The sequence below is a fragment of the Microvirga brassicacearum genome, assembly GCF_008757455.1.
GTDB lineage: Bacteria > Pseudomonadota > Alphaproteobacteria > Rhizobiales > Beijerinckiaceae > Microvirga > Microvirga brassicacearum.
This window is the reverse complement of the sequence record NZ_VCMV01000064.1, coordinates 1-23,330: the sequence shown is the minus strand read 5'-3', so window position 1 is coordinate 23,330 and position 23,330 is coordinate 1. Positions and strand designations below refer to the sequence as shown.

General features: G+C 58.1%; 23 protein-coding genes and 1 pseudogene. 10 read left to right on the top strand and 14 right to left on the bottom strand.

Translation table 11 applies throughout. From position 1 onward, the window contains the following. Nucleotides 1–296: 296 nt before the first annotated feature. From FEZ63_RS22230 to FEZ63_RS22220, 3 genes and pseudogenes are all read right to left on the bottom strand, one after another. Nucleotides 297–1,046, bottom strand: coding sequence for a class I SAM-dependent methyltransferase (locus FEZ63_RS22230; RefSeq protein WP_150948934.1), 750 nt, complete (start codon nucleotides 1,044–1,046; stop codon nucleotides 297–299). A 22-nt stretch (nucleotides 1,047–1,068) separates the two neighbouring features. After that, nucleotides 1,069–1,308 (bottom strand): annotated as a pseudogene (locus tag FEZ63_RS22225) (HD domain-containing protein); the annotation flags it as partial. A gap of 813 nt (nucleotides 1,309–2,121) precedes the next feature. Continuing rightward, a complete protein-coding gene (locus tag FEZ63_RS22220; protein ID WP_201274258.1) occupies nucleotides 2,122–3,066 on the bottom strand; it encodes an ROK family protein in 945 nt (314 codons plus the stop codon). A 651-nt stretch (nucleotides 3,067–3,717) separates the two neighbouring features. On the opposite strand from FEZ63_RS22220, the gene FEZ63_RS22215 reads away from it, so the two are divergent. The 6 genes from FEZ63_RS22215 to FEZ63_RS22190 all read left to right on the top strand — a co-directional run bounded on the left by FEZ63_RS22215 (nucleotide 3,718) and on the right by FEZ63_RS22190 (nucleotide 10,016). After that, nucleotides 3,718–5,049 carry an ABC transporter substrate-binding protein gene (locus FEZ63_RS22215; RefSeq protein WP_150948925.1) on the top strand — a complete coding sequence of 444 codons (1,332 nt, stop codon included), beginning with the start codon at nucleotides 3,718–3,720 and terminating at the stop codon, nucleotides 5,047–5,049. Between the two features lie 102 nt (nucleotides 5,050–5,151). Further along, entirely contained in the window at nucleotides 5,152–6,015 is an 864-nt protein-coding gene (locus FEZ63_RS22210; RefSeq protein ID WP_201274257.1) for a carbohydrate ABC transporter permease, read from the top strand. Further along, nucleotides 6,008–6,853, top strand: coding sequence for a carbohydrate ABC transporter permease (locus FEZ63_RS22205; protein ID WP_201274256.1), 846 nt, complete (start codon nucleotides 6,008–6,010; stop codon nucleotides 6,851–6,853). The genes FEZ63_RS22210 and FEZ63_RS22205 overlap by 8 nt, the downstream gene beginning before the upstream one ends. Before the next feature lie 35 nt (nucleotides 6,854–6,888). Next, nucleotides 6,889–7,725, top strand: a complete 837-nt coding sequence (locus FEZ63_RS22200) for a sugar phosphate isomerase/epimerase family protein (RefSeq protein ID WP_150948918.1) — start codon at nucleotides 6,889–6,891, stop codon at nucleotides 7,723–7,725. 92 nt (nucleotides 7,726–7,817) lie between these two features. Further along, nucleotides 7,818–8,894 carry a Gfo/Idh/MocA family protein gene (locus FEZ63_RS22195; RefSeq protein ID WP_150948960.1) on the top strand — a complete coding sequence of 359 codons (1,077 nt, stop codon included), beginning with the start codon at nucleotides 7,818–7,820 and terminating at the stop codon, nucleotides 8,892–8,894. Between the two features lie 36 nt (nucleotides 8,895–8,930). Then, a complete protein-coding gene (locus tag FEZ63_RS22190; RefSeq protein WP_150948908.1) occupies nucleotides 8,931–10,016 on the top strand; it encodes an ABC transporter ATP-binding protein in 1,086 nt (361 codons plus the stop codon). Between the two features lie 260 nt (nucleotides 10,017–10,276). Here the strand turns inward: FEZ63_RS22190 and FEZ63_RS22185 are convergent, their stop codons facing one another. The 4 genes from FEZ63_RS22185 to FEZ63_RS22170 form a co-directional block, all read right to left on the bottom strand. Further along, the gene (locus FEZ63_RS22185) at nucleotides 10,277–10,798 is read right to left on the bottom strand and encodes a hypothetical protein (protein WP_150948905.1); all 522 of its coding nucleotides are present in this window, start codon (nucleotides 10,796–10,798) and stop codon (nucleotides 10,277–10,279) included. Nucleotides 10,799–10,830: 32 nt separating this feature from the next. Then, a complete protein-coding gene (locus FEZ63_RS22180; RefSeq protein ID WP_150948900.1) occupies nucleotides 10,831–11,529 on the bottom strand; it encodes a class I tRNA ligase family protein in 699 nt (232 codons plus the stop codon). Nucleotides 11,530–12,136: 607 nt separating this feature from the next. Beyond that, the gene (locus tag FEZ63_RS22175; protein WP_150948896.1) at nucleotides 12,137–13,216 is read right to left on the bottom strand and encodes an NAD(P)-dependent alcohol dehydrogenase; all 1,080 of its coding nucleotides are present in this window, start codon (nucleotides 13,214–13,216) and stop codon (nucleotides 12,137–12,139) included. Nucleotides 13,217–13,320: 104 nt separating this feature from the next. After that, the gene (locus FEZ63_RS22170; protein ID WP_150948893.1) at nucleotides 13,321–14,520 is read right to left on the bottom strand and encodes an MFS transporter; all 1,200 of its coding nucleotides are present in this window, start codon (nucleotides 14,518–14,520) and stop codon (nucleotides 13,321–13,323) included. A gap of 372 nt (nucleotides 14,521–14,892) precedes the next feature. On the opposite strand from FEZ63_RS22170, the gene FEZ63_RS22165 reads away from it, so the two are divergent. From FEZ63_RS22165 to FEZ63_RS25295, 3 genes are read left to right on the top strand one after another with little or no spacing between them, the layout of a single operon-like run. Then, nucleotides 14,893–15,363: a cytochrome P460 family protein gene (locus FEZ63_RS22165; protein ID WP_150948890.1), complete on the top strand. Its 471-nt coding sequence runs from the start codon at nucleotides 14,893–14,895 to the stop codon at nucleotides 15,361–15,363. 37 nt (nucleotides 15,364–15,400) lie between these two features. Continuing rightward, complete coding sequence (locus FEZ63_RS25300) at nucleotides 15,401–15,751, top strand: DUF4405 domain-containing protein (protein ID WP_201274255.1); 351 nt, start codon at nucleotides 15,401–15,403, stop codon at nucleotides 15,749–15,751. Then, nucleotides 15,752–16,138, top strand: a complete 387-nt coding sequence (locus FEZ63_RS25295) for a hypothetical protein (RefSeq protein WP_201274254.1) — start codon at nucleotides 15,752–15,754, stop codon at nucleotides 16,136–16,138. It begins immediately after the preceding gene. A gap of 31 nt (nucleotides 16,139–16,169) precedes the next feature. Here FEZ63_RS25295 and FEZ63_RS22155 read toward each other — a convergent pair whose 3' ends face one another. The 7 genes from FEZ63_RS22155 to FEZ63_RS22125 all read right to left on the bottom strand — a co-directional run bounded on the left by FEZ63_RS22155 (nucleotide 16,170) and on the right by FEZ63_RS22125 (nucleotide 21,783). Beyond that, nucleotides 16,170–17,063: a LysR family transcriptional regulator gene (locus FEZ63_RS22155; protein ID WP_150948887.1), complete on the bottom strand. Its 894-nt coding sequence runs from the start codon at nucleotides 17,061–17,063 to the stop codon at nucleotides 16,170–16,172. A 144-nt stretch (nucleotides 17,064–17,207) separates the two neighbouring features. Next, entirely contained in the window at nucleotides 17,208–17,618 is a 411-nt protein-coding gene (locus FEZ63_RS22150; RefSeq protein WP_150948884.1) for a cyclophilin-like fold protein, read from the bottom strand. 217 nt (nucleotides 17,619–17,835) lie between these two features. Then, nucleotides 17,836–18,981 (bottom strand): alpha/beta hydrolase, encoded by a 1,146-nt coding sequence (locus FEZ63_RS22145; RefSeq protein ID WP_201274260.1) that lies wholly within the window; start codon nucleotides 18,979–18,981, stop codon nucleotides 17,836–17,838. A 159-nt stretch (nucleotides 18,982–19,140) separates the two neighbouring features. Further along, the gene (locus tag FEZ63_RS22140) at nucleotides 19,141–19,602 is read right to left on the bottom strand and encodes a (R)-mandelonitrile lyase (protein ID WP_150948877.1); all 462 of its coding nucleotides are present in this window, start codon (nucleotides 19,600–19,602) and stop codon (nucleotides 19,141–19,143) included. Between the two features lie 160 nt (nucleotides 19,603–19,762). After that, the gene (locus tag FEZ63_RS22135; RefSeq protein ID WP_150948874.1) at nucleotides 19,763–20,029 is read right to left on the bottom strand and encodes a hypothetical protein; all 267 of its coding nucleotides are present in this window, start codon (nucleotides 20,027–20,029) and stop codon (nucleotides 19,763–19,765) included. A 119-nt stretch (nucleotides 20,030–20,148) separates the two neighbouring features. Continuing rightward, complete coding sequence (locus FEZ63_RS22130) at nucleotides 20,149–20,922, bottom strand: carboxymuconolactone decarboxylase family protein (RefSeq protein WP_150948871.1); 774 nt, start codon at nucleotides 20,920–20,922, stop codon at nucleotides 20,149–20,151. Between the two features lie 180 nt (nucleotides 20,923–21,102). Continuing rightward, complete coding sequence (locus FEZ63_RS22125) at nucleotides 21,103–21,783, bottom strand: adenylate/guanylate cyclase domain-containing protein (protein WP_244622934.1); 681 nt, start codon at nucleotides 21,781–21,783, stop codon at nucleotides 21,103–21,105. A 394-nt stretch (nucleotides 21,784–22,177) separates the two neighbouring features. Here FEZ63_RS22125 and FEZ63_RS22120 point away from each other — a divergent pair, with 394 nt between their 5' ends. Beyond that, entirely contained in the window at nucleotides 22,178–23,158 is a 981-nt protein-coding gene (locus FEZ63_RS22120) for a S1C family serine protease (protein ID WP_150948869.1), read from the top strand. Nucleotides 23,159–23,330: the final 172 nt, after the last annotated feature.

Sequence of the window (23,330 nt, the reverse complement as noted above, 5' to 3'; positions counted from 1 at the left end):
ATACGGTCGCCTTGGGATTAACCGGCATTCGGTAGCAAAGACCACCAAGCGCCCGGTAAGCGACTTGCCATGGAGATTTGGCGAGGCATCGATTTACAACCGGTGATTTGAAGCCCACCTCATTCGAGGGACTCTCCAAACACGTTGGCTACGTAGAAGGTCCAAGGAAGATGGGAAAGCGGACCCTCCACCGGTTCCGTTCTACGACCGGGTTTGACCCATTTCAGACCTTCTCTGATTAGTTCTCCCACTCGGCTCTACATTCCATAACGTCCCGTTCCAGGCTCGCCAAGATCTCAGGCTAGCCGACCTATTGGGATGATCTCCTTAGCCTCAGGGTAAAACGGATCCCCTTCCCAACTCCCGAGCCACGTCTCAACCACCAATTCGGACGCTGCAATTGAGGCCGCAAGCTCTTCCTGTGACGTGTAGCGGATCTGTGCTGATGCGGAGAATGCTTGGCCCGTCGCAAGAACCCGGTAGCCATTCTCATAGGTCAGTATGTTGGTGGCCTCGTCATAGGTAGGCTCGTTCCAAGCCTCGATTGTACCGAGCTGCGGATGTTCGAGCTGATGCAGACTGTTGTGGCGGTTCCGGCCTTCCCACGTACGAAGCCTGGGATTGCGGCTGTCGAAGATAAATCGGCCGTTCGGGTTCAAATGGGTTGCAATCGTCGCCAGAGCGGCCTTCTGATCCTCCTGGGTCAAGAAGACCTGGAATACGTGACCGGTGAGGAGGACGAGGTCGAACCGTTCATCCAATCGCACAGTGCGTGCATCGGCTTGGACCCAAGTGACTTTGTCACCCCCTGGACGGTTACGCCCGACTTCCAACATGGCGGCCGCCGGATCAACGCCAATCACCCGCCGCCCCTGGGCAAGCGCCACAGCCAGCTCGCCTGTTCCGCACCCTAAATCGAGAACAGAAGCCGCATTAGATGCGAGCGAGGTGCAATAATCGAAGTCGACCCACCATTGGTTTGTCAGGTCGTAGAATTGGGCCAGATCCGGATCGCGGTATAGAGGGTCTTCTGTGAGGTCCGTCATCCAGTTCCACCCTCAAGAGTTGCTAAATCTCATCCATAAACTCGTCGAGAAAGCCCCGAAGTTGTTTATGCCTCAACTGCGCCACTCGGGCACCGGCACCCGTTTGAAACCCGGAAGCCAATTTCAGAAGCTTCGTTTGGAAGTGATCGATCGTGTACCGCTTGTCATAATAAGGGCGATTGCGGGGCGTTCTGATCGACAGGGTCATAAAGAGTGCTGCCAAGTCGGCCAGCGAATAAAAACAACGGGCTGTGTCAATCATCTACATCGTGATTGACCAGAAGCCCTCGACGGGGCGTCTCGCCCTTTGCAAAGGTCGCGGTATACTTGTTTTATCCGCCTAAAGTAACGGCACGACGGGTAATCTTCATCGATTCTCTCCAATGGGATGGTTGATTCCACGAGGGGGTATTTTCCAAGTACGTAGGCGTCGGTCGCGAGCCAGAAATCCTCCAGACCCTCACCGATTCCCGGAAACGCTCCGCTCTCGGCCAGGCGGATTGGCTCATTGCAGCGCCCGCGAGTGAGCTAGCTCCGCCGAACGTGACAGACCAGCGAGTAATCTTCGTTGGCACCTCCACATGGGCAAACGGACGTCAACGCTCCGAAGCGCCGTCGCAATCAGGGTATATTCCCAATCAGAAGGACGAGTCTTATCATTTCGCGCCAATCGCGGCGGCTTAGCTAGAGTATTTTCATTTTGTTTAGGCTTATGTGCAGCAGCTTTGAAGTAGTATTCGCATCGTCGGGTGTGAAGGCGTCGAGGATTGTGCCGATGGCTCGCCGGAGCTCTTCGAGAGTTCGCTCGCCGGCTTTTCGCAGGCGCCTCGAAGTCGGGACTATAGGGAGGCAGGAAGACGAGCGCGACTCCGGTTGCCTCGATCGCCTGACGTTGCGAGCGTTCCGGCCGATAGGAGAGCGAACCGCACGCAAGTCATCCGAGAACCAACTTTCGAAGGCCAACCACCGGCGACCTTCCGAACGTCTGAAACCGGCGGCCGCGCCACTCTTCCCCGAGCCGTGTGGATGGTCTCGGGCGGGTACCAAGCGTCCGATTCAATCTACTAGATCGCCATCATGTTTTGTCACCTGTCCTCCTTGATTTTTCTAAGACAAGTATCGGATCGTTCTTTAAGCCTCTTAAGGCCTGTTCCGCAGCGCCGATCAACATCGCGTTGTTCAGTGCCGCGGGCACGATCGTGACGGGTTCTGTCCGGGCGACGACTGACATAGCGAGTGCCTCAGTCAGGATCGATGGAAAATGAGCAGCGATCGGCGCGAGCGCACCTGCCAATACGACACGGTCAGGCGCCAACGTATTGATGAGGCTGACAAGGCCAATCTTGAGAGCATTTATACAATCGGAACGCAGAAAATGAGTCCGTTCTTTTAGCGTAAATGTAGAGAGCTTGGCACTTACTTCGCCCGGTGTACCGCTTCCCACACCACCAATTGCATTTTCGATCGCGCGCCCACTGACAAACAGTTCGAGACATCCTCGCGAACCACAAGCGCACCGGCTACCGGAGGGATTTACACTGAGATGGCCAGCCTGAAGCATATGGTCACCCGTGGAACCGTTGCTTCGCCCACGAGAAATCATTGCTGCACCAAGTCCGTTAGGCTCGGACGTCAGATACAAGAGACGTCCAGCGCCCCTGCCAGCGCCACAACTGTATTCGGCTAATGCACCTAATGTCGCGTCATGATCAATGGTGATAGGAACCTGAGATCCAATATGTTGCTTCAAGACCGACACGACAGGTACGTCGTGCCAGTCCAACGCCAAGACATTTCTGGCGATCGCGTTATCCCTTCCAACGATTCCCGGAAGCGCTATTCCAATTCCGCAAAGGGGCGATTTGCCAGGCGCCTCGATACTTCGGATACACTCGGCAATCGTTGACAGGGCCTCTGCTGCGCCAAGTTCCCGCACATTTACCGATCTTTCCATATACGATTTGATGTTACGTGAAAGATCCACGGTCGCGATCTCGATCGCTTCGGCTCGAACATTCAAGGCAATCGCGTAGCCCCCACTGGGGTTAAGCTCAAGGCGGGGAGAGGGACGACCCGCAACGCCGGGCGCCACGACCGCCGGAAATGTTTTGACGAGATTCAGTCGCGAGAGATCCGCTATCGCGGCCCCGACAGCGCTCCGAGCGAGCTGAGTGTCCAATGTGGCCTCAGCCCTGCTCATCGACCCGAATCTGATGAGCGAGTCCAAAAGACGTCCGTTTGCTGTTTGCGACATCAAGATCCGGGTGTTGCGATCAAATCGAAAAATGAGGCTTGACTATTTTATTCTTTGAAGAACAAATATCCCACATTCGAGGCTTCACTGCAACCAAGCGATGAAGACCGGCGTCTGGCATGTTCAGGGCGATTAGTCGATGATTTGCAGACCGTGCGCTCAAGAGAAATGGATTCGTGGGGTTCATTTCCCTACTCATCTCACACCGTCGAGCCTCAGGCTCACGTCCGTGCAAGACTGGCCTCGAGTTTGCCTTTTGCAGTCTGTTGGCACCCGCACGATGACGTTCGTCGCCGGGGCGATGATCCCACTACATCGAGCAATACAAACTCGCAGCATGGCATAGGTCAACATACAGCGAGACGGATGATTTTTACTGCGTAAAGGACCCACGACCAACAACTCCGGAGGCTGAAAATGGCTGACTATCCGTCAAGAAGACGATTGTTGCACCGCGCGTTTGGAATTGCTGCGTTAACACTCCCATTTGCAAGTACGATGGCGCTTTCGCAGAGCGGAAGCATCGATTGGCAACAAGCTAAGGGCACGTCTCTGTTCGTGGGCATGAACAAGCACGTGTATACGGATACGATACTTCCTTTCATTCCAGAGTTCGAGAAACTGACTGGGATCAAGGTGCAGGTCGAGTCGTACTCGCAAGACGAATATATGAATAAGCGCCTCGTTGATCTCTCATCCGGGGCAGGAACCTTCGACGTGGTGATGATGGATCAATCCATCGTTCAGTACAGCAAGGCCGGTTGGGTCGAGCCTCTCGACGCCTACCTGGTAAATCCAAAATTCGTCGATGCGGCAGCCTATGACGTGAATGACTTTCTGCCCTCGCTGACCAAGAACACTTTCATCAACGACAAGCGATTTGCGCTGCCGATTACCGGCGAAGCCCAAATTTTGTATTACCGAAAGGACGTTCTTGAAAAGGCCGGGCTCGCCGTTCCGACCACTTTCGATGAGCTCTACAAGACAGCCGTAAAGCTAAACGATCCAGGCAAAATGGCTGGTATCCTCTTGCGCGGCGAGAAGATCCACACGGCATGGAACAGCAGTGGTTTCGTCTGGTCATACGGCGGCAAGATTTTCGACAACGCCGCAAACCCGACTAAGGCGACTTTCGATAGCCCGGAGGCTATCGCTGCCATCACCATGTACGCCAAACTCCTTCAGGACGCGGGTCCGGTCGGCGTAGGCAACTACACTTGGTACGAAACGGTGTCTGACTTCCAGCAGGGCAAGGCCGCTATGTACCTAGATGCTTCCGTCTTCATGTCGCAGATCGAAGACCCAAAGAAATCTACGGTCTCAGGCAAGGTCGGCTACGCGGGCATGCCTGCGGGACCGGCAGGTGCAATGGCCAACACCGGTGCCTGGATGCTCAGCATGAGCGCTTCTTCAAAAAACAAGCCCGGTGCCGCACTCTTCCTGTCCTGGATTACAGGTAAGGAAACGAGCTTGAAGATTGGTGAGGCCGCAGGAATTGGCGCGCGCAAATCGGTTTTCGAGGCACCTTCCTTGAAGAAGAAGTATCCGGCCGCATGGGCTGACGCCACCATAAAGTCGATGATGCCCGTCGAGCCAACACCCGGACCGCCTCGCATCACTGCGATCGACGAATGGCTCGACATATATGGCGGTGCCGTGAACGCGACGATCCTGAAGCAGGCTGACGCGAAAACCAACCTGACGGCGGCGGCCGAAAGGATGGACAAGGCCCTGGCGCGCTCAAAGTAGGGTTATGACTCATCATCTCGCACTTGATATGCGACTTCCTCAATCTGCCGTCTAATCACGAGTGAGATGATGAGATCCGTTGCGTCCGACGCTCTGACGAGAATGCGAACTTGGCTGCTGCCCGCCAGCTTTCTCGCTCCTGCCTTGATAGTTCTCATCATCATTAATGTCGTTCCGCTTTTCTACACGATCACGACGAGCTTCCAATCTTACTACCTGCCTCGAAGCTATGATCGAGGCTTTAATGGACTTGAGAACTATACGGAGCTCATCTTCGACAAAAGGTTTTGGGCCGCGCTAGGGCGCACCGCCATCTTCGTGACCGTCTCGCTCGCCATCGAGGTGGCACTGGGTTTTGGCATCGCTCTCATGCTGATACGCCAGCGCTGGGGCCTTGGAGCCTTACGTGGACTGATCTTGCTACCGATCATCGTCACCCCAATCGCAGTGGCATTCGTCTGGCGATTGCTGTTCAGCCCAAGCCTTGGGCTGCTCAATTATCTGTTGGGATATGTGGGGCTTGGGCCATTCGAGTGGATATACAGTCCGAACCAGGCGTTGCCAGCGCTAATTCTGGTCGAGGTCTGGCAACATACCCCGGAACTCGTCCTCATTATCTTCACCGGGCTCCTCACCCTTCCTGACGACCTGACGGAGGCCGCCATGATCGATGGGGCCAATCCGTGGCAGGTCTTCATGGCGATTAAGTTGCCGTTGCTTAAGCCGATCCTGATGGTCGGCATCGTTTTTCGCGTCATCTCGCTTCTGAAGACCTTCGACGTTTTCTACATCGTCGGGCGAGGTGGCCCTGGTACATCAACGGAAACTTTGGCCCTCTACGTTTACGCTACGGGTTTCAGCTTCCTTCGCATGGGTTACGCGTCCGCGCTCGCGATGGTTCTTTTTGCCATCGTTCTCATTACGACCATTCTCATTGTACGATGGGGAGACGTGAAACTTGGCTAGTGCACATCATAACGATCGTCCTGTCTCTTTTGGCGATGTCCTAAACACGATCGGCCTTATCATCGTGGCGATTGTGTTCATCATGCCAATATTGTGGGCGTTCCTGATGTCACTGAAGACGCGCGCGGACGCCCTCGCCATGCCGCCGAAATGGGTCTTCACGCCTACATTCGAACATTATCAGACCGTCTGGAGCGATGGGTCGCTTTTGGCTTATACCCAAAACAGTCTCATCGTGACCCTTTCCGCGACCGCGATCGGACTGCTCCTCGGCGTCCCAGCCGCCTACATGCTGGCTCGCATGCGATTTCGCGGTAAGCGGAGCCTGCTCCTGGGCATCCTCAGCACCCGAATGATCCCACCGGTCGCCTTCATCGTTCCATTCTTCGTCATCTTCACGAACCTTGGGCTGAAAGACACTTATACGGCGCTCATCATTGTCTACCTCACAATCATTCTGGGATTCGTGATCTGGATGATGCGCAGTTACATCCTGGAGATACCTCTAGAGCTCGAAGAAGCAGCGCGGATCGATGGATGCAGCCAATGGCAGACTTTTCGTTTCGTGGTGCTCCCTCTTTGTCTTCCAGGTCTCGCGACATCGGCGATCTTCTCCTTCATTTACGCCTGGAATGAGTTTCTCTACGCGATGATCCTAACGAACCGGCACGCGAAGACGCTGCCACTTGGGATCTATAACTGGGTCTCCTACGAGGAGGTGCGTTGGGGCGAGCTGACGGCAGCCGCCGTGCTCGCCATGCTTCCCGTACTGGTTTTCTATTTCTTCGTACAAAGGGCTCTCGTGAGGGGCCTGACTATGGGTGCCGTCAAAGGTTAGGCGGCTGTGCATCTGCAAGGGACTGGAAATAAGCAATGAGCAATATCGACAAGAAACTGGGTCTAGTTACCAAAATTCGAAACGAACATTCAGACATCATTTCCGGCGTCCATGACCTTGGTTTCAACCTGTGCCACTTATCTGCGTACAATCCGGGCATGCTCACGGATGAAATCCGAGATCATTTTCGCAAAGAAATGAAACGGCTGGACGTCGAGGTCACCGGCTTCTGGGCCGGCTGGTCGGGGCACGTGGTTTGGGATTTTGTCGAGGGTCCGATCACCACGGGATTAGTACCCCCGCATCTACGCGAGGAGAGGGTTGCCCTGACGAAATACGCGTCGGATTTCGCGGCCTCTCTTGGCGTTAAAATGGTCATGACGCATATCGGCTTCGTTCCTGAGGACTGCAATGATTCTACTTACAAGTCGCTGGTTCCGGTTGTCAGGGAGATCGCAGAGCATTGCCGATCCAACGGGCAGGATTTCTGTTTCGAGACCGGGCAGGAGACGCCCACGACGCTTCTCCGTCTTATCGAGGATGTGGGGATGGAGAATGTGGGCGTTAACTTCGATGCGGCGAACCTAATCGTCTATGGAAAGGCCAATCCGGTCGATGCCATTGATATTCTGGCTCCTTACATTCGTCAGGTGCATATCAAGGATGGCCTCTATCCTGTCGATAGCAAGAAGCTCGGCAAGGAAAGCCAGCTTGGCGAAGGCCAAGTCGACCATCCTGCATTGTTGAGAAAGCTGGTGGCCATCGGTTTCGACGGGCCCTGGATCATAGAAACCGAATTTCAGGGCGACACCCGCAATGCTGGAATTTTGAAGGCCAAGGACCAGCTTAAAGAATGGTTGTCGGCCCTCTAGATCCAAGGATCGAGGCCAACTTCTATGGACGTTTCACCTGCCCGGAGAAGCTCGAAGGCGACTTCCCATCTGAGACAAACGAAAGCATCGGCATGACTGAGCGAAAACGAGTTCTCGTGGTAGGCCTTGGCAATATGGGCATGTCGCACGCGCTTGCCTATACGCGCATCCATGGGTTCGAAGTGGTCGGAGTTTGTGAGCGACGCGTCGCGCAGCGCGTTCTGCCCCCTGAGCTCGCAAATGTCCGAACATTCGCCGATTTCGACACTGCCCTCTCCGAACTAAGACCTGAAATCGTCTCTATCAACACGCAGGTCGATACCCACGCGCCGTTTGCCATCAAAGCTATGAAGGCGGGAGCGCATGTCTTCGTTGAAAAGCCAGTGGCTGAAACAGTCGCCGACGCGTTGGAAGTCGTTGATACAGCCCGAACGACAAACCGCAAACTTTTGGTCGGCTATATCCTGAGACACCACCCCTCGTGGATAAAATTCATCGATCTGGCGCGCGGTGTTGGCAGCCCTTACGTATTCCGCATGAACCTGAATCAGCAGTCAAGCGGGCCCGAATGGGCGGCACATAAGCGATTGATGAAGTCCATGTCGCCAATTGTGGATTGCGGTGTCCACTATGTCGATGTCTGGTGTCAGATCACGAAGGCCAAACCTCTGCGCGTCCACGCCCTCGGAGCCCGGCTGTCAGACGAGATTGCGCCCGGAATGTACAACTACGGACATTTTCAGGTGTCGTTCGATGACGGCTCGGTTGGCTGGTACGAAGCGGGTTGGGGACCAATGATGAGCGAGACAGCTTTCTTCATCAAAGACGTCATCGGCCCCAATGGCTCAGTGAGCATCGCGATGACGGAGACTATGGACGGTGTAGAGTCATCCGGCATTGATCAGCACACGAAGACCAATCGAATCCGGGTTCATCACGCCGACCTCGACACATCCGGGGCTTTCAAACGCTGCGACGATCTGGTGGATACCAGTGACGAACCCGGGCATGACGACCTATGCGAATGGGAACAACGCTACCTCCTGAACGCAATCGATAACGATGTCGACCTATCAGAACATATGGAGGATTGCGTGAAGAGCCTGCGCATCGTCCTTGCGGCCGATCAGTCAGTGAGAACCGGTCAGATTGTGGCTATCGAGAGTTGACGGTCACTAAGATCGATCCTGCGATGAGGATGAAGAATGGCACCGGTTACAATCCGCGATGTTCGCAAGAAATTTGGTCCCGTCGACATCCTGCACGGTGTTACGCTTGAAATCGAGGAAGGCGAATTCGTCGTACTGGTGGGTCCTTCCGGCTGCGGGAAGTCGACTCTCTTGAGGATGATCGCCGGACTGGAACATATCACCACCGGTGAAATCGTTATTGACGATCGAGTAGTCAACGATCTGTCGCCGAAAGATCGTGACATTGCGATGGTTTTTCAAAGCTATGCCCTCTACCCGCACATGACAGTCGGTGAGAACATGGCTTTCTCTTTGAGGCTTAAAGGCGTCGGGCGAGATACTCAGAACGAGCGGGTCAAATCCGCGGCGGGACTCCTGGATCTGTTGAATAAACTCGATCAATATCCACGCCAGCTTTCCGGAGGGCAGAGGCAACGGGTCGCGATGGGCCGGGCTATCATCCGTGATCCTAAAGTCTTCTTATTTGACGAGCCACTTTCCAATCTTGATGCAAAGCTGCGGGTGTCAATGCGCGCAGAAATAAAAAGTCTGCATCAGCGCCTAAAAACCACAACAGTCTACGTGACACATGATCAAGTTGAGGCCATGACAATGGCCGATAAGATCGTGGTGATGAACCGAGGCTTGATCGAACAGGTCGGTGCGCCGCTGGATCTATACGATCGACCGGACAACCTTTTCGTAGCCGGGTTCATCGGGTCCCCGGCAATGAATTTCTTCGAGGGTTCGATCGAAGATGCTCAAGGAACCAAATTGTTTGCAGCTACTGACGGAACTCAGTTTGCGATCGCGCAGGACCTTGTCGAGGGATCCGGGCATCCAGCCGTGCTAGGGATCCGTCCCGAGCACTTCATTCTTTCCGACGCTGGATATCCTGCGGAGATTATTCTCGTCGAACCGACGGGTGCTGAAACTCATGTCCTCGCAAAGTTGGCGGGCCAGATTATCACCATTGTCTTCAATGAGAGACATAGTTGTTCCGTCGGAGACACTATCGGCCTACGGGTAAAAGACTCGTCCGGAATGGTTTTCGACAAGCACAGCGGAAAGCGCTTAACCGGCTCCGTATTCCGACGTTGAAAGCATGACGTCGCGATGGATAAGTGCCTTGTAGAAAAGTCCACTCGTGAGGTGTTGGCCCTTTGGCGGCTGTGCTCTCGCCTGGTTTCAAAAGGTCAAATGCCCAAAAAGTGCCGACCCAGAAGTCGCTCGTTGCGAGGGGTCGGCTGGAACAATCAGGCTTTTATGGGGTCCAAATAAACGGTTGAATGAGTCCTGCCGCGGCATCCAATGAAGATTAGTGGGGATTCGTTCGCGAGACCGAGTCAAGGGACCGAAGATCAGAAAGCGGCGGGCGCGATCGATTGCGAATCCTTTAACTCTCTTGGCGGAAGGGCGAAGGACGCTCTCGACGATTCCGGCGGATAGCCGATCCATTTGTCCCAACTGGAGCCAATGCGCTCTTGCTGCGGTCGTACGGGTTGCGGCTTCGACAGGTCGTGCCGCCCCGCGGCGATCTCCGCCTTGAGAACGGCAGCGACGTAGTCGACCTGATCTTCCGACAGCATCGATCCGTATTTTGATGGTACGAGTTCGCCGATGACGAAGAGTGTATTGCCCGGTCGCGCGGTGGCATTGTATTCAAGCCAGCCTTGGTGCCCCTTCTCGTCCCTGATCGTGTGCTTGGCTGCGCCGTTCGGGCACACGCGGACGCAATAGCTGTTGGCCATTTCAAACCCTTCATAAGGACTCGTATCGCGCGGGTGCCCACTACGTAGGCGGAGGCGTCGCGCGAACTCGGACAAATGACGACGGAAAAACGAGCCAAATGCAACGTCAAGCGCAATTCCGCCGTCGATCACGCGATCCGTCAGACGACGGACCGCCCTTCCATCTACTCCCTCATCGCCGCGGCGTCACGCACCGTCAGGTCGGGAAATTCGGGATCGCTTCCTACGTGGGGATCGATCTTCCACGATCTCCTGCATATACGCCCGGGCGCCATCTCGACGACAACCGATACCCGATCGGCCGTGTAGCGTTTCTCCGGCGCCGTCTCGCAGGAGAGAGTCATCTCGCTAGTGGTGCAGATCTCCCCCATGTCGATCCCGCTCAATTTCGCTAAAACGTCTGGGGCGAGGAATACGCGGGGAGCGTTTTTCAGCGTCGATCCCACATGCCGCTCGGTGCGTTTCACCGCGATCGCGCCATTGACCGCCTGGCGCACGCGGCGAACGACAGCCCATCGCCGAGCGAGTTCGTGGCCGCGCCACTCGCGCGGCACCTCGGGGAACTGTTCGAGATGAACGGACGAAGGGCGCCTTTCGAGGAATGCTTCCTCCATCGTGAACGGCAGCATTGGCGCGAGCCACCTAACGAGGCAATCGAATAACACCTCGATTACGGATAAGGCAGCCCGGCGTTTCGAGGAGGACTTGGTATCGCAGTAGAGCGCGTCTTTGCGTACGTCGAAATAAAACGCCGAGAGGTCGGAGGACATGAAATGCGACAACGCGCTCACGACCTTGCGGAATTCGTAATCCTCGTACCCTCGACGAACGACCTCATCGAACTCGACCAGACGATGAAGCATCAATCGCTCGAGTTCCGGCAGGTCCTAGTAAGGAACTGGCGTGCCTTCAAAATGCGCCAAGTTCCTCAACATCTAGCGCAGCGTGTTCCTGAGCTTTCGATAGGACTCGTCGGTCGTCTTCAGGATCTCCTGACCGATCCTGAGGTCATCCGTGTAGTCCGACGAGACTACCCAAAGGCGGAGCATCAAATCCCGGATGCGATGAGCAACCTGGAGCCTGACCCCAATGGACCAGATCTCTTTAGCTTTCAGACGCGGCTTGGGTCCAATCAGCTTGCCCCCGGTTCCATGGTGTGGTGGCTCGGCCAGCTTGGTCAGCGATACAGTTTTGCATTGCAGTGCTCATGAAGCGAAGCCCCCGCAATAAACCTTGGCCGCGCTTGCCGGCAGGAAACCAGTCCAGGCGTCCTCCGAGGATCTTCGTCAGCTTACTAAGGGGAAGTCGGACGTCCCGTTCTTTGCCCCGATATCCGCCCTGACCCGTATGTATGCGAGCTGTTGAGCAGCACTACTCGCCAGGCTATTGGCACTAGGCACGCGAGCTATAGGTCGCGTGGCCGCTTTGTCTTATCGGAGATCTTCTCGAAGGGGTTCGCTGCTCCCTCGGTTAAGAGGTAGCATCCGCGGGCTCCGTTAGCGATGCCATGTCGATCACGAAGCGGTACCGCACATCGGAGCGCTCCATCCGTTCGAAAGCCTCGTTAATCTGGTCCATTCGGATCGTTTCGGACTCGGGCAGGATGTTCTTGCGGGCGCAGAATTCCAGCAGCTCCTGCGTTTGGGCGATGCCTCCGATAGGCGAGCCGGCGACACGCCGCCGCCCGAGCAGGAGCGGCACGGATGACATCTCGTCGAGCGGGCCAACCTGGCCCACGATCACCAGCGTGCCGTCCACATCAAGCAGCGGGAGGTACGGGTTGAGATCATGCTTGTTCGGGACAGTATCGATGATGAGATCGAAGCCGTTGGCGGACTGCATCAATGCGTCCGGGTCGGTCGAGACGAGAAGGCGGTCGGCTCCAAGTACGAGTGCGTCAGCGCGCTTGTCGGGCGTGCGGCTCATGACGGTCACCTGAGCACCGAGGCCGCAGGCGAGTTTCACCGCCATGTGGCCGAGACCGCCCAAGCCGATCACGCCTACACGGCTGCCCGGACCGACATTCCAGGTGCGCAGGGGGGAATAGGTGGTGATGCCCGCGCACAGCAACGGGGCTGCCCGGGAGAGATCCAGGCCTTCGGGCACGCGTAGGACGAATTCCTGCCGGACCACCACGTGCTTGGAATAGCCGCCCTGCGTCAGCTCCTGCGTGATGCGGTCAAGGCCGCCATAGGTCATCGTGTTACCTTCGCGGCAGAGCTGCTCCTCGCCTCTGCGGCACTGGTCGCAATGCTGGCAGCTATCGACCATGCATCCGACCGCCACGTGGTCACCCGCCCTGAAGCGAGTGACCTTGGGGCCAACCTCGATCACACGCCCGACGATCTCGTGGCCAGGCACGACCGGGTAGTTCGACCAGCCCCAGTCATTGCGCGCCCAGTGCAGGTCCGAGTGGCAGACTCCCGCATAGAGGATCTCCATTGTGACGTCGTTCGGGCGCAACGCACGACGCTCGAAGCAGAAGGGCTTGAGCCGGGCGCCGGCAGATGGGGCGGCGTAGCCGAAGGTCTTGTAACGAAAGCTTGCCATGGTGTTATTCCACTCGTTGGTTGGCAGGTTGCAGGGCTGGTAAATGGGTTGGGCACGGAACCCGACGTCGTGCCGACCGCTGGTCCGGTCCGGTCCCGGGCAGCTCACTCCCGTGCGGGCGACCCCGCACGCTTCGCCACGAAGGCTAGGAGGCCAGCAGCGACCAGCATGGCTGCGCTGGCGGCGAAGGTGCTCTGGTAGCCGCTCACGTCGAACAGAATGCCGCCCACGGTCGCACCCAGCGTGATCGCCAGTTGGATAGCCGCGACCATCAGCCCGCCGCCAGCCTCAGCGTCCTCGGGCAGGGTCCGGGTCAGCCAAGTGTTCCACGCCACGGGAGCCGGGGTGCCGACCAATCCCCAGGCACCAAGCAAGGCCGCTGTGGCCCCGATCTGACTTCCGAGGGCGATCAGCCCGACGGCGATCACGGCCATCGCAAGCGGAATGGCGATCATGACACCATACGTGCTGTTCTTCAGGAAGGATCCGATGAGGAAGGTCCCAACCAAGCCCGCTGTTCCGAGGAGAAGCAGAACCAGAGACAATGTCGACACATCGACACCGGTCACCGCCTCAAGGAAGGGCCGCAGGTAAGTGAAAAGAGCGAACTGGCCCATGAAGAAGAGCGTCACCGCCGCCATGCCGTAGGCGACCACGGGCTTGCGGAGCAGCTTGAACACGTTGCCTGAACCCGTCGGCCGCTCGGAGTGCATGGAGGGCAGGCTCGCCAGCAGCCAAGCCAGCGCAATGGCTGCCAGGGGTACCACGCAGAAGAAGGCTCCACGCCATCCGATATATCCGCCGAGGAAGCTCCCGAGCGGTGCCGCCAGGGTGGCGGACAGTGCGGTCCCGCCTTGCAGGATTGCCAGCGCCCGGGGCACACGTTCCTCCGGAACGAGGCGCATCACGGCCGCGGTCGACATCGACCAGAACCCGCCGATGGCAATGCCGAGGACGGCCCTGCCAGCCATGAGGATCGTATAGTTCGGCGCGAAAGCTACGACCGAACCGGAGACGATGAGCGACAGGGTCAGGATGAGCAGGACGGTTCGCCGATCCCACCTCGCCGTCAGACCCGAGATGAACAGGCTCGTGAGCACGGCGAAGATGCCTGAGATGGAGATGACTTGTCCGGCTTGGCCCTCTGTCATGTGCAGGTCGGAGGCTATCGGCGTCAGGAGGCTGACCGGCATGAATTCGGAGGCGACCAGCACCATGCAGCACAGCGACATGGCAAGGACCGCGCCCCAAGCTGGCGTGCGGTCAAGTATCGTGTCGCTTGCGGAAGCGAAGCCTATGGACATTAGGTTCTCGAAATCTCGTTGTGCGCAGTGGGCAAGACCCAGAGCCGCAGAAGGGAACGGCAGCCATAGCCGGCGAACCCTGAAGAAGGTCCAGCGGCGCGTGGCACTCGGACCTGAACATAGGCCGCTCGTTGGAAGGCGATTAGGTGCTGAAAGGCGCATGGACTTATTAGCAAGAATCATCAATTCCCTGCCGCCAGACGCCGGTTTATCGTCGATCAGGCACCGATCCCGTCCTTCCGTTTCAGAATGCGATTGATGAGCCCAGCTAATAGGCTCATGCGCCGCAACGCCCCTAATTCATGGCTGCTCTGATTGCTACTGTCCGATCGCGACCAGGCTTTGACCTGGCGAGGAAAGGACATGTGTCGGATGAAGCAAAGGATTTGGCGTTTGGGATTGTCGTCGGTGTCCGTCGCAACGGCTGCTGTGTGCGGATACCTGATACTGCCGGACGGCAAGGGGCCGACGCCAGCCCGTGCCGAGACGAATGCAGTCACGTTCCCGCCGCTCGAGCAACTCGAGCACTACACGACGGTTCGCCGTGGCGTGACCCGTGAGCACATGCTTACCAGCCGTGCCGCGCTCGATGCCATCAAGGCCAGCCAGCCGGTGCCGACGGGAACGCATGTTGTCCTCGTCGACTACCAGAGCGATGTCCTGCATCGGTATCTCGTGTCTGAGAAGATGGGCGACGGACCGGAGGACTGGCAATATCAGTGGTTCTGGCCGGATCGCTCGATCAAGGGCGATGAGAACACGGCCCGTTGCTACTCGTGCCATCAGTCCCGCCAGGACCGGCAGTTCATGTTCACCTTCACCGACGCGCTCAGCTTCAAATGATGGCGCCTGCATTCCTCTTGAAAGCGAGCACGCCATCATGAAGGTGATTGTCCTCAAGCGGCTTGTGCTGCCTGCCGCAATGGCCATTCTCCTGCTGCTCGCGCTCGCCTATTGGTGGCTGGAAAACCTGCCACACGAGATTTTCGGCACGGTGCTGTTCGCGTTGTCCGGTTGGCACATCGCCGTGAACCGGACTTGGTTCAGGAACCTGCTCAGGGGACGGTACGATACGCGCCGGACGATCACGCTCGTGCTCCATCTGCTGCTGATCGCGACCATGCTGGTCCTCCTGGTGACGAGCATTGTGATCTCGAAATCGGTATTCGAGTTCCTTCCCATTCCGGACAGCATCTACCTGCGCGATGTGCACTGGTTTGCAGCGTACTGAGTGATGGTCATCGTCGGCGCCCATCTCGGGCTGCACTGGTCACGGGTCATGGCGATGGTGCGCACGACCTTGAGGCTCTCGCTGGGGGATTCTGCAAGAACGTTGGTGCTCCGCATCGCAGCGGCACTCCTGGCTGGGTTCGGCCTGTGGAGCTTCTCAGTTCTGGGGGTATGGGGCAAACTGACGTTCACCTACAGCCTTGACTTCTGGGACTTCACCGCCGCGGTGACACCGTTCTTCGGACATTGGGCGGGGGTGGTGAGCCTTCCGGCCATCATCACCCATTATGGAATGATGGTGCTGGGAAGTCGCCGTACCGCACCCAAAGCCTTGCAGCAAGAGCGGCAAGCCGGCGAAGCCGCGTCAAGAGATGCGGCACGTGCGTGAGCCTGCCCGCCCAGCTCCCGAATATCCGGGATCATCCCCGATGGCGCAGCGCCTCCACCAAGGCAACGAAAGCGGGCGAGGACTGGCGGCGGCTCGGATAGTAGAGATAGTAGGGGTCCCAATAGGGGGAATACTTCTCGAGGACGTGCACGAGCCGCCCCTCGGCGATGTATGGTCGGACGATTTCTTCCATCATGTAGGACAGCCCGAAACCGTCGAGTGTCGCTTCCAAGACATCGAAGCTGTTGCTGAAGGCCAGTTGACCCTCAACACGGATCTTGATCTCGCGCCCGTCATCCTCGAACTCCCATTGGTAAAAGCCACCAGATGTCGGAAGGCGGAAATTGATGCATGTGTGGCCGACGAGGTCCTTGGGGTGGAGCGGTTTCGGGCGCTCGGCGAAGTAGGACGGGGTGCCGACGACTGCCATGCGGAGATCCGGGCTGATCTTGGCGGAGATCATGTCCTTCGCGAGATGCTCGCCCATGCGTACGCCGGCATCGAAACGCTCGGTGACGATGTCGGTCAACCCGTTGTCCTGAACGAGTTCGACATTGATGTCCGGATAGTTCGGAAGGAAGCGTCGCAGCTTAGGCCAGAGAACGTACTTGATCGCATAGTCGGCCGCCGTGATGCGGATGGTCCCTGCCGGCTTGTCGCGCAGCTCGCTGAGGGCTTCCACCTGGGCCTCGATCTCGTCGAAGTGCGGGCCGATGCTCTCAAGCAGGCGCGCGCCGGCTTCCGTGACGGAGACGGCGCGGGTCGTGCGTGTGAGAAGCCTGATGCCGAGCCGGGCCTCGAGCAGGCGGATGGTATGGCTCAGAGCCGATTGCGAGATGCCCATTTTGGCTGCGGCCCGGGTGAAGCTGCGCTCCCGGGCGACGGCCAGGAAGGCGATCAAGTCATTGATGTTCTCACGCGGCACCCAGGAATTCCTCTCATGGACATATGATCAAATATAACGATGTTCAGGAGAGAACACACCAATGAGCGAATGCTGGCCGGCTTGGTGCTTCGCGAACACCCAAGAACTCATAACCGCATGTCCGATAATTTGCCTGGATGCGCTTTATTTCGCACGCTCGAGTCGGACGGTGACCGGACCGGGACGATCAAAGATCGAAACATTGCCTGTCATGTTGCCGAGGATAATGATGCCAGGCTGGGGCACACGGCCGCTGCGATAGTAGATCACGAAGTGATCAGGACCCCAGAGGCCGAGTGTTCCGGTCGAGAAATCCTGCTGCCGCGAGCCCCCGGGCAACGGCGACGGCAGGTTGCCGGTCTTTTCTTGGCGGAGATGATCGGACATGTCGATCGTGAGCGGCAGTATCCGGACGAGCGACCGCGTCGCGTCATTGTCGACCAGATCAGCTGTGACATTGCCCCATTCGGAGGAAATCAGAATGCGCTCTTGCGCCATTGCATTTCCTTTCAGCATCAGCGCGAGGCCGACTGCAATCAGAATTCGATGTTGCATATGGTGACTCCCCTCGAGGTTCTGACATGGTGCAGCGATCGGTCCCGGCACCGCTTCACGCAGAAGTGGAGCACGATCATTGCGTACTTGATCTCCCAAGGGATGCTCTGTTGTTCCATGCCCGCAGGCTCACGGAAATGGCCGCATCTGTCCGGCTGGACGGGTGCGGCCAAGAAGTTGGCGCTCGATTGAATTCAGGCCATCAGACGGCGCGCATTTAAGCCAGGTGCTGTTTGAAGAACGATGTCAGCCTATCAAACGGAATCTTGTCCATCTGGTCATAAAGATCAACGTGGTCTGTATTTGGCACAATCACCAATTCCTTGGGATCGGAAGCCACCTTGTAGACATCTTCAGAGTAATAGCGTGAGTGGGCGTTTTCTCCTGCCACCAGCAGAACCGGGCGCGGGGAAATCATCTCGATGTTTGCATACATCGGAAAGCTGAAGAACGACATGGGGGTCGTGGCGGTCCAGGCTGTTGTCGAGTTGATGCCCTTTGGATGGAAACCGCGCGGAGTTTTGTAGTAGTTGAAGAAAGCGACCAGAACCGGGTCAGGATTTGCGGGCAGGGTTTCAGGAAGTACACGCTGCCCTTTCACGATATTACCCTTCTCGTCAATCGGGACTTCGTGATAACCCAGCGCATATTTGCCGCTTTCAGCATCGACCCAGCGCTGCTGGCTGATGTAGTCAATGACTTTCTGGCGCTGTTCCATCGTATAACCGTCTTTATGGCTGCGGCTCATGCTGCGAGACATGTCATACATGGAAGCTGTGGCGACCGCCTTGATACGCGAGTCGCTGGTGGCGGCGGTCAGTGCCATGCCGCTGAAACCACAAATGCCAATGGCACCGATGCGGTCGCGGTCAACGTTCGGCTGGAGGCCAAGAAAATCCACGGCAGCGCTGAAATCCTCGGTGTTGACGTCCGGCGAAGCCATGTTGCGCGTTTCGCCACTGCTTTCCCCGGTATAGGAAGGGTCGAATGCCAGCGTGACGAAACCCCGTTCGGCCATGGTTTGCGCGTAAAGACCCGACGCTTGTTCTTTCACCGCACCAAAGGGGCCGCTGACAGCAATCGCCGCCAGCCTACCGCTGGCGTTCTTCGGCTGGTACAGGTCTGCCGCTAGGATGATGCCGTAGCGGTTCTTGAAGGTGACTTTCCTATGGCCAACCTTATCGCTTTTGGCGAAGGTCTTGTCCCACGTGTCACTGAGATTCACTTGCGACTGCGCGACGGCTTGACCCGAGGCAGCTATACCAACGCTCAAAGCGGCCATACCGGTGCCCGTCATCTTCAGGAGGTTGCGCCGGTCGAGGCCGACCTTCCGGTTCACCAAGGCTTTGGTATCAATCTTCATGTTCATGTCTGGATCTCCTTTGACTGTCGAGAAGATAGTCCAGACGAGGTGATGAGATTAGACACGCTCCTTCGCTTGTACTTATGAGGCGGGCTCATCAATCGCGTCGATCCTGGCTGCCGTCCTCCGATCCCGGTTGGTAGCCCAGACTTGCCCGGATCACCGATACTGCTCGTCGGTGACGTGCTCAAGCCAGTCGACGTTCTTGCCGTCGAGCATGTTCGTGATGGCAATGTGGCCTACTCCGGTCGTTGCGGTGGCTCCGTGCCAGTGCTTGACACCGGGCGGCGTCCAGATCACGTCGCCAGGCTTGATCTCCCGCTTCTGGCCACCTTCCTCCTGCACCCAACCCGTGCCGGACGTGACGATGAGGACTTGGCCGGCCGGATGGGTATGCCATGCGGAGCGCGCACCTGGCTCGAAGGTGACGTGACCGCCCGACGACGTCGTGTGCTCGTTGGCGGCGTACAGCGGGTCGACAGTCACCGATCCGGTGAAGGTCTGTGCAGGTCCCTTCGCGGAGGGACGCGAGCCGTTTGGCGAAATGACGGTGCTCTCCGCAACGGCTGGGGTTACGGCGAGAAGCGCGAGCGTAAGGGTGGCGCCGAGAAGATTCCTCATGTCTGTCCTGTCTCCTGTGCCAGGTTGTGGAAAGAGTACCTACAGCGGAAGGGGCCGCCGTGATCGGGTGACCAGAATGAGGGTCCGCCGCACCCCTGGTCGATGCTTGCGTCATCGGGGATTGCCGAACTTGTCGGGGGCTGGCGGTGAGGTCGATCGGCTAGGATATCGTGATGGTAACCCACCCCCTGACCTTGTCGCCGATCGAGCACAGCAGCCCGGCTTCCGGTGCGGGTAGGCTTTCGGTCCCGCTCTCACCGGCGACGTAGAGGTCCCGTGGCTGCATGGGGATATCCATGGCCGACATTCCGGCCAGGAGAACGGTGAGGAGCGCAGATGCCACGACCAATTGTGGGCCGATCGGTTTGGCCCCATCTATCACATCGACGGCATAGTCGGGATTGTCACGATGTAGGCTGCTTGGCATCTGGAAGTTCCTTTCGATCTTTCGCTGCGCGACGACAGCCATGGGGGAAGTGGATCCGATCACCCTTCGGTCGGACCACTCGTCAATCCACCCGAAGGCGGTCGCGAAGGCCTTGGCTATCAGCGGCGGCCCTCGAAGACACCCTTGGCCACGGGAAGCGCCGAGAACACGTTCGGCCAGCCGGCATAGAATGCGATGTGCGTCAGGACTTCCGAAGCCTGCTCCTTCGTCAGACCATTATCCATGGCCCTGTTCAGGTGATACGGAATCTGGGCCACCTGTCCGGAGGCAATCAAGGCGCTGACCGTGACGAGGCTCCTGTCGCGGGGGATGAGGTCCGGGCGCAACCACAGGTCCTTGAACAGGAGATCAGTCGTGTACTGCACGACACCCGGTGAAACTTGCCCAAAGTTCTGCTGCACACCTGTGGCCCGCTGGGCTTCGGCGGCCTCGTTGAGCGGAAGCAGTTGCGGCGAGGCCGCGGGAAGTTGGTCGGCGCCGATGCCTCGCTGGGTGAAGACATCCTGCCCGGCGGCAACTGCCGACATGGCATTCCCCCAGCCTGAGTAGAAGGCGAGGTGAGTGATGATCTCTGAGATCTCGGCGGGCTTGACGCCGTTGTCGAGCGCGAGGGCAATGTGACGTGGCATCTCGTCAGCCTGATTGCGCGCGATAAGCGTCGCGACGGTAACGATGCTGCGGTCGCGGAGCGTGAGACCTGGCCGTTTCCAAAGACCCTCTTGGATCGTGTTAATGGCGTACTTCTCCAGCGCTGGCGAAACCCGGCTGATGTCGATCGAGGTCGCCGATGGAGTGCTTTGGGCCTGATTGGCATGGGCCAGTGATGCACCAAGGAGGGAGAGCGACGTCAGTGCCGCTGCAATCAGTCTCATGTCCAGGTCCTCTCGATCGCGTTGAGCCATCGGCACGACAGCAGCCGCGCTCCACTGACATAACGTAGGTGCCAGTTTGGCTGCGATTAGCCTTCCAATCTCGATAGGACTTATCGTTCTCGCTCATGAATGCGGTGAATGTCCGGAAGGTGTCCGGCCCGCCGATGAATTCAGGGTCACTCACGTTGCGATATGAACGAGGATGTTCTGCTGTCGGCCCCGGAGCTGGATCTCGCGGGATGACTGGAACCTCATGCTCCACTCCGGATCTCCCGCCGCCCGGATGCAATCCTCTGAGGCGATGATCGAGCCGCCCACCGCCCGGGTCCTCTCCTCGAGCCTGCTCGCCACGTTCACAACGTCACCAACAACGGTAAACTCGATGCGCTCCCTGCCGCCCAGATTTCCCACCGTCACCGGACCGCAATGGATGCCAACCGACACACGAAGGGGATCCGCACCACGACCGGATCTTTTCCGGTTCCAGCGGTCAATCTCATGCTGGAGTTCGAAGGCACAGGCGAGCGCGCGCGCCGGCGCGTCCGGTTGCAGGCCGATGGAGCCGAAGGTCGCCATGAAGCCATCGCCCAGATACTTGTCGAGCGTGCCGCCATGCTTGAACACGACGGCGCTACTGCGCTCCTGAAAGCTGCGCAGCAAGGCAAACGTTCGCTCGGGCGAGAGGGTCTCGGTCAGCTTGGTGAAGCCGACGATGTCCGCGAACAGGACGGCCACCGTCCTGGTCGCCGGATCTCCGAATGCCGTCCCGCCGCGTCGGGTGAGCGCCTCGGCCACGTCCGGAGAGACATAGCGCGCGATCCTGTGGCCGAAGCCGATGGTCCGGCTCTTCATGTCAGACATGCGCCGCCTCGCTGGTCGGAAGGATCAATCCCGAACCTAGTACCATTCTGGGCAAGGTTATGCACGGCACAGGTTGATGCAGAAGATCGCCGACCCCGATCTTGACCGAATGACCGCTTGTGGCACTAACCGGAAGTTGATCGAACTTCTGCCAAGGACTGGTAAGCGGACCTTCGGAGGACGCGCGGTGCTACCGTGTATGACCCTCTCCGAAAGTGCGAGTGGGGCACAATACCGGCTCCACAGACGTTTCTTATCAATGTGGCAGCGCGGGCTTGAGCGTGAGATAGTTCTTGCAGCCTTGCAGGACGATGCGCTCAACAGTCATGTCTAAGGTCCGCTGGGGTGAGCAACACAGGCATGCCAAGGACAAGGGGGATCTGAGGAGTCTCACATGCAATCGCCGGACGAATGGCAAATCCCGCAGAAATTTCAGCCGGATCCGAGGGCGTTTGCCTACGACCTCCAAAGCGCGCTGGATGCCGTTGTGTCCTTGCGTGCCAGGATCCCAGCCGATGCGTTCACGGCCGAGACGCTCGGTACGGAGCGAGCAGGTCAAGGCGCAGTGATCCGTGACGACGGTCTCCTCGTGACCATCGGATACCTGATTACCGAGGCCGAAGAGGTTTGGCTTACGACAAATGAGGGCCGCCTCGTTCAGGGCCATGCGCTTGCCTATGATTACGAGAGCGGTTTTGGTCTTGTGCAGGCCCTTGCACCGCTGCGCGTACCGGTGTTGGCGCTGGGCGACTCGCGGCGCTTGGCCTCCGGCGACCCGGTCGTGGTCGGCGGCGCCGGCGGGCGTTCCCACTCGCTTGCGGCACAGGTCGTCACCCGCCAGGAATTTGCAGGCTACTGGGAATACCTCCTTGACGACGCGATCTTCACGGCGCCTGCGCACCCCAACTGGGGTGGCACGGCCTTGATCGGGCCGCGCGGTGATCTCGTCGGCATTGGGTCGCTCCAGCTTCAGCATCAAGCATCGGGCGGGCGCATCGTGCCACTCAACATGAGCGTGCCGATTGACCTTCTCAAGCCGATTCTGGACGACCTCCTGACACGCGGCCGTATCAACCGCCCGCCACGGCCTTGGCTTGGATTTTACGCTACAGAAGATGCGGGCGATCATGTCATGATCATTGGGATGGCGGGCGATGCTCCAGCGCAGCGGGCAGGTCTACGGGCCGGCGATCATGTTTACGCGGTCGCAGGCAAGGCAATTGTATCGCTCGCAGATTTCTATCGTGCGATCTGGGTCCTTGGGCCGGCCGGTATCGACGTTCCGCTGACGCTTGAGCGCGAGGGCGACATGTTCGACGTCACAGTCACGTCCGCTGACCGCAGCCGCTTCATGAAGTCCCCCAGATTCCAATAGACGGCGACCGGCAAGCGGACCTTCCGGAGGACGCGCTGTATTACCGTGTATGACCCGTCTCGGACGTTGCGTCGGGTCAGTCTCAAGGGTTGGAGGGCCGGAACGAGACTGGCGGCTAGCAGCGAGTACACGCTAGCGGTCGCTGAAGCCGACCGTTTGCGCCAAAGCCTCG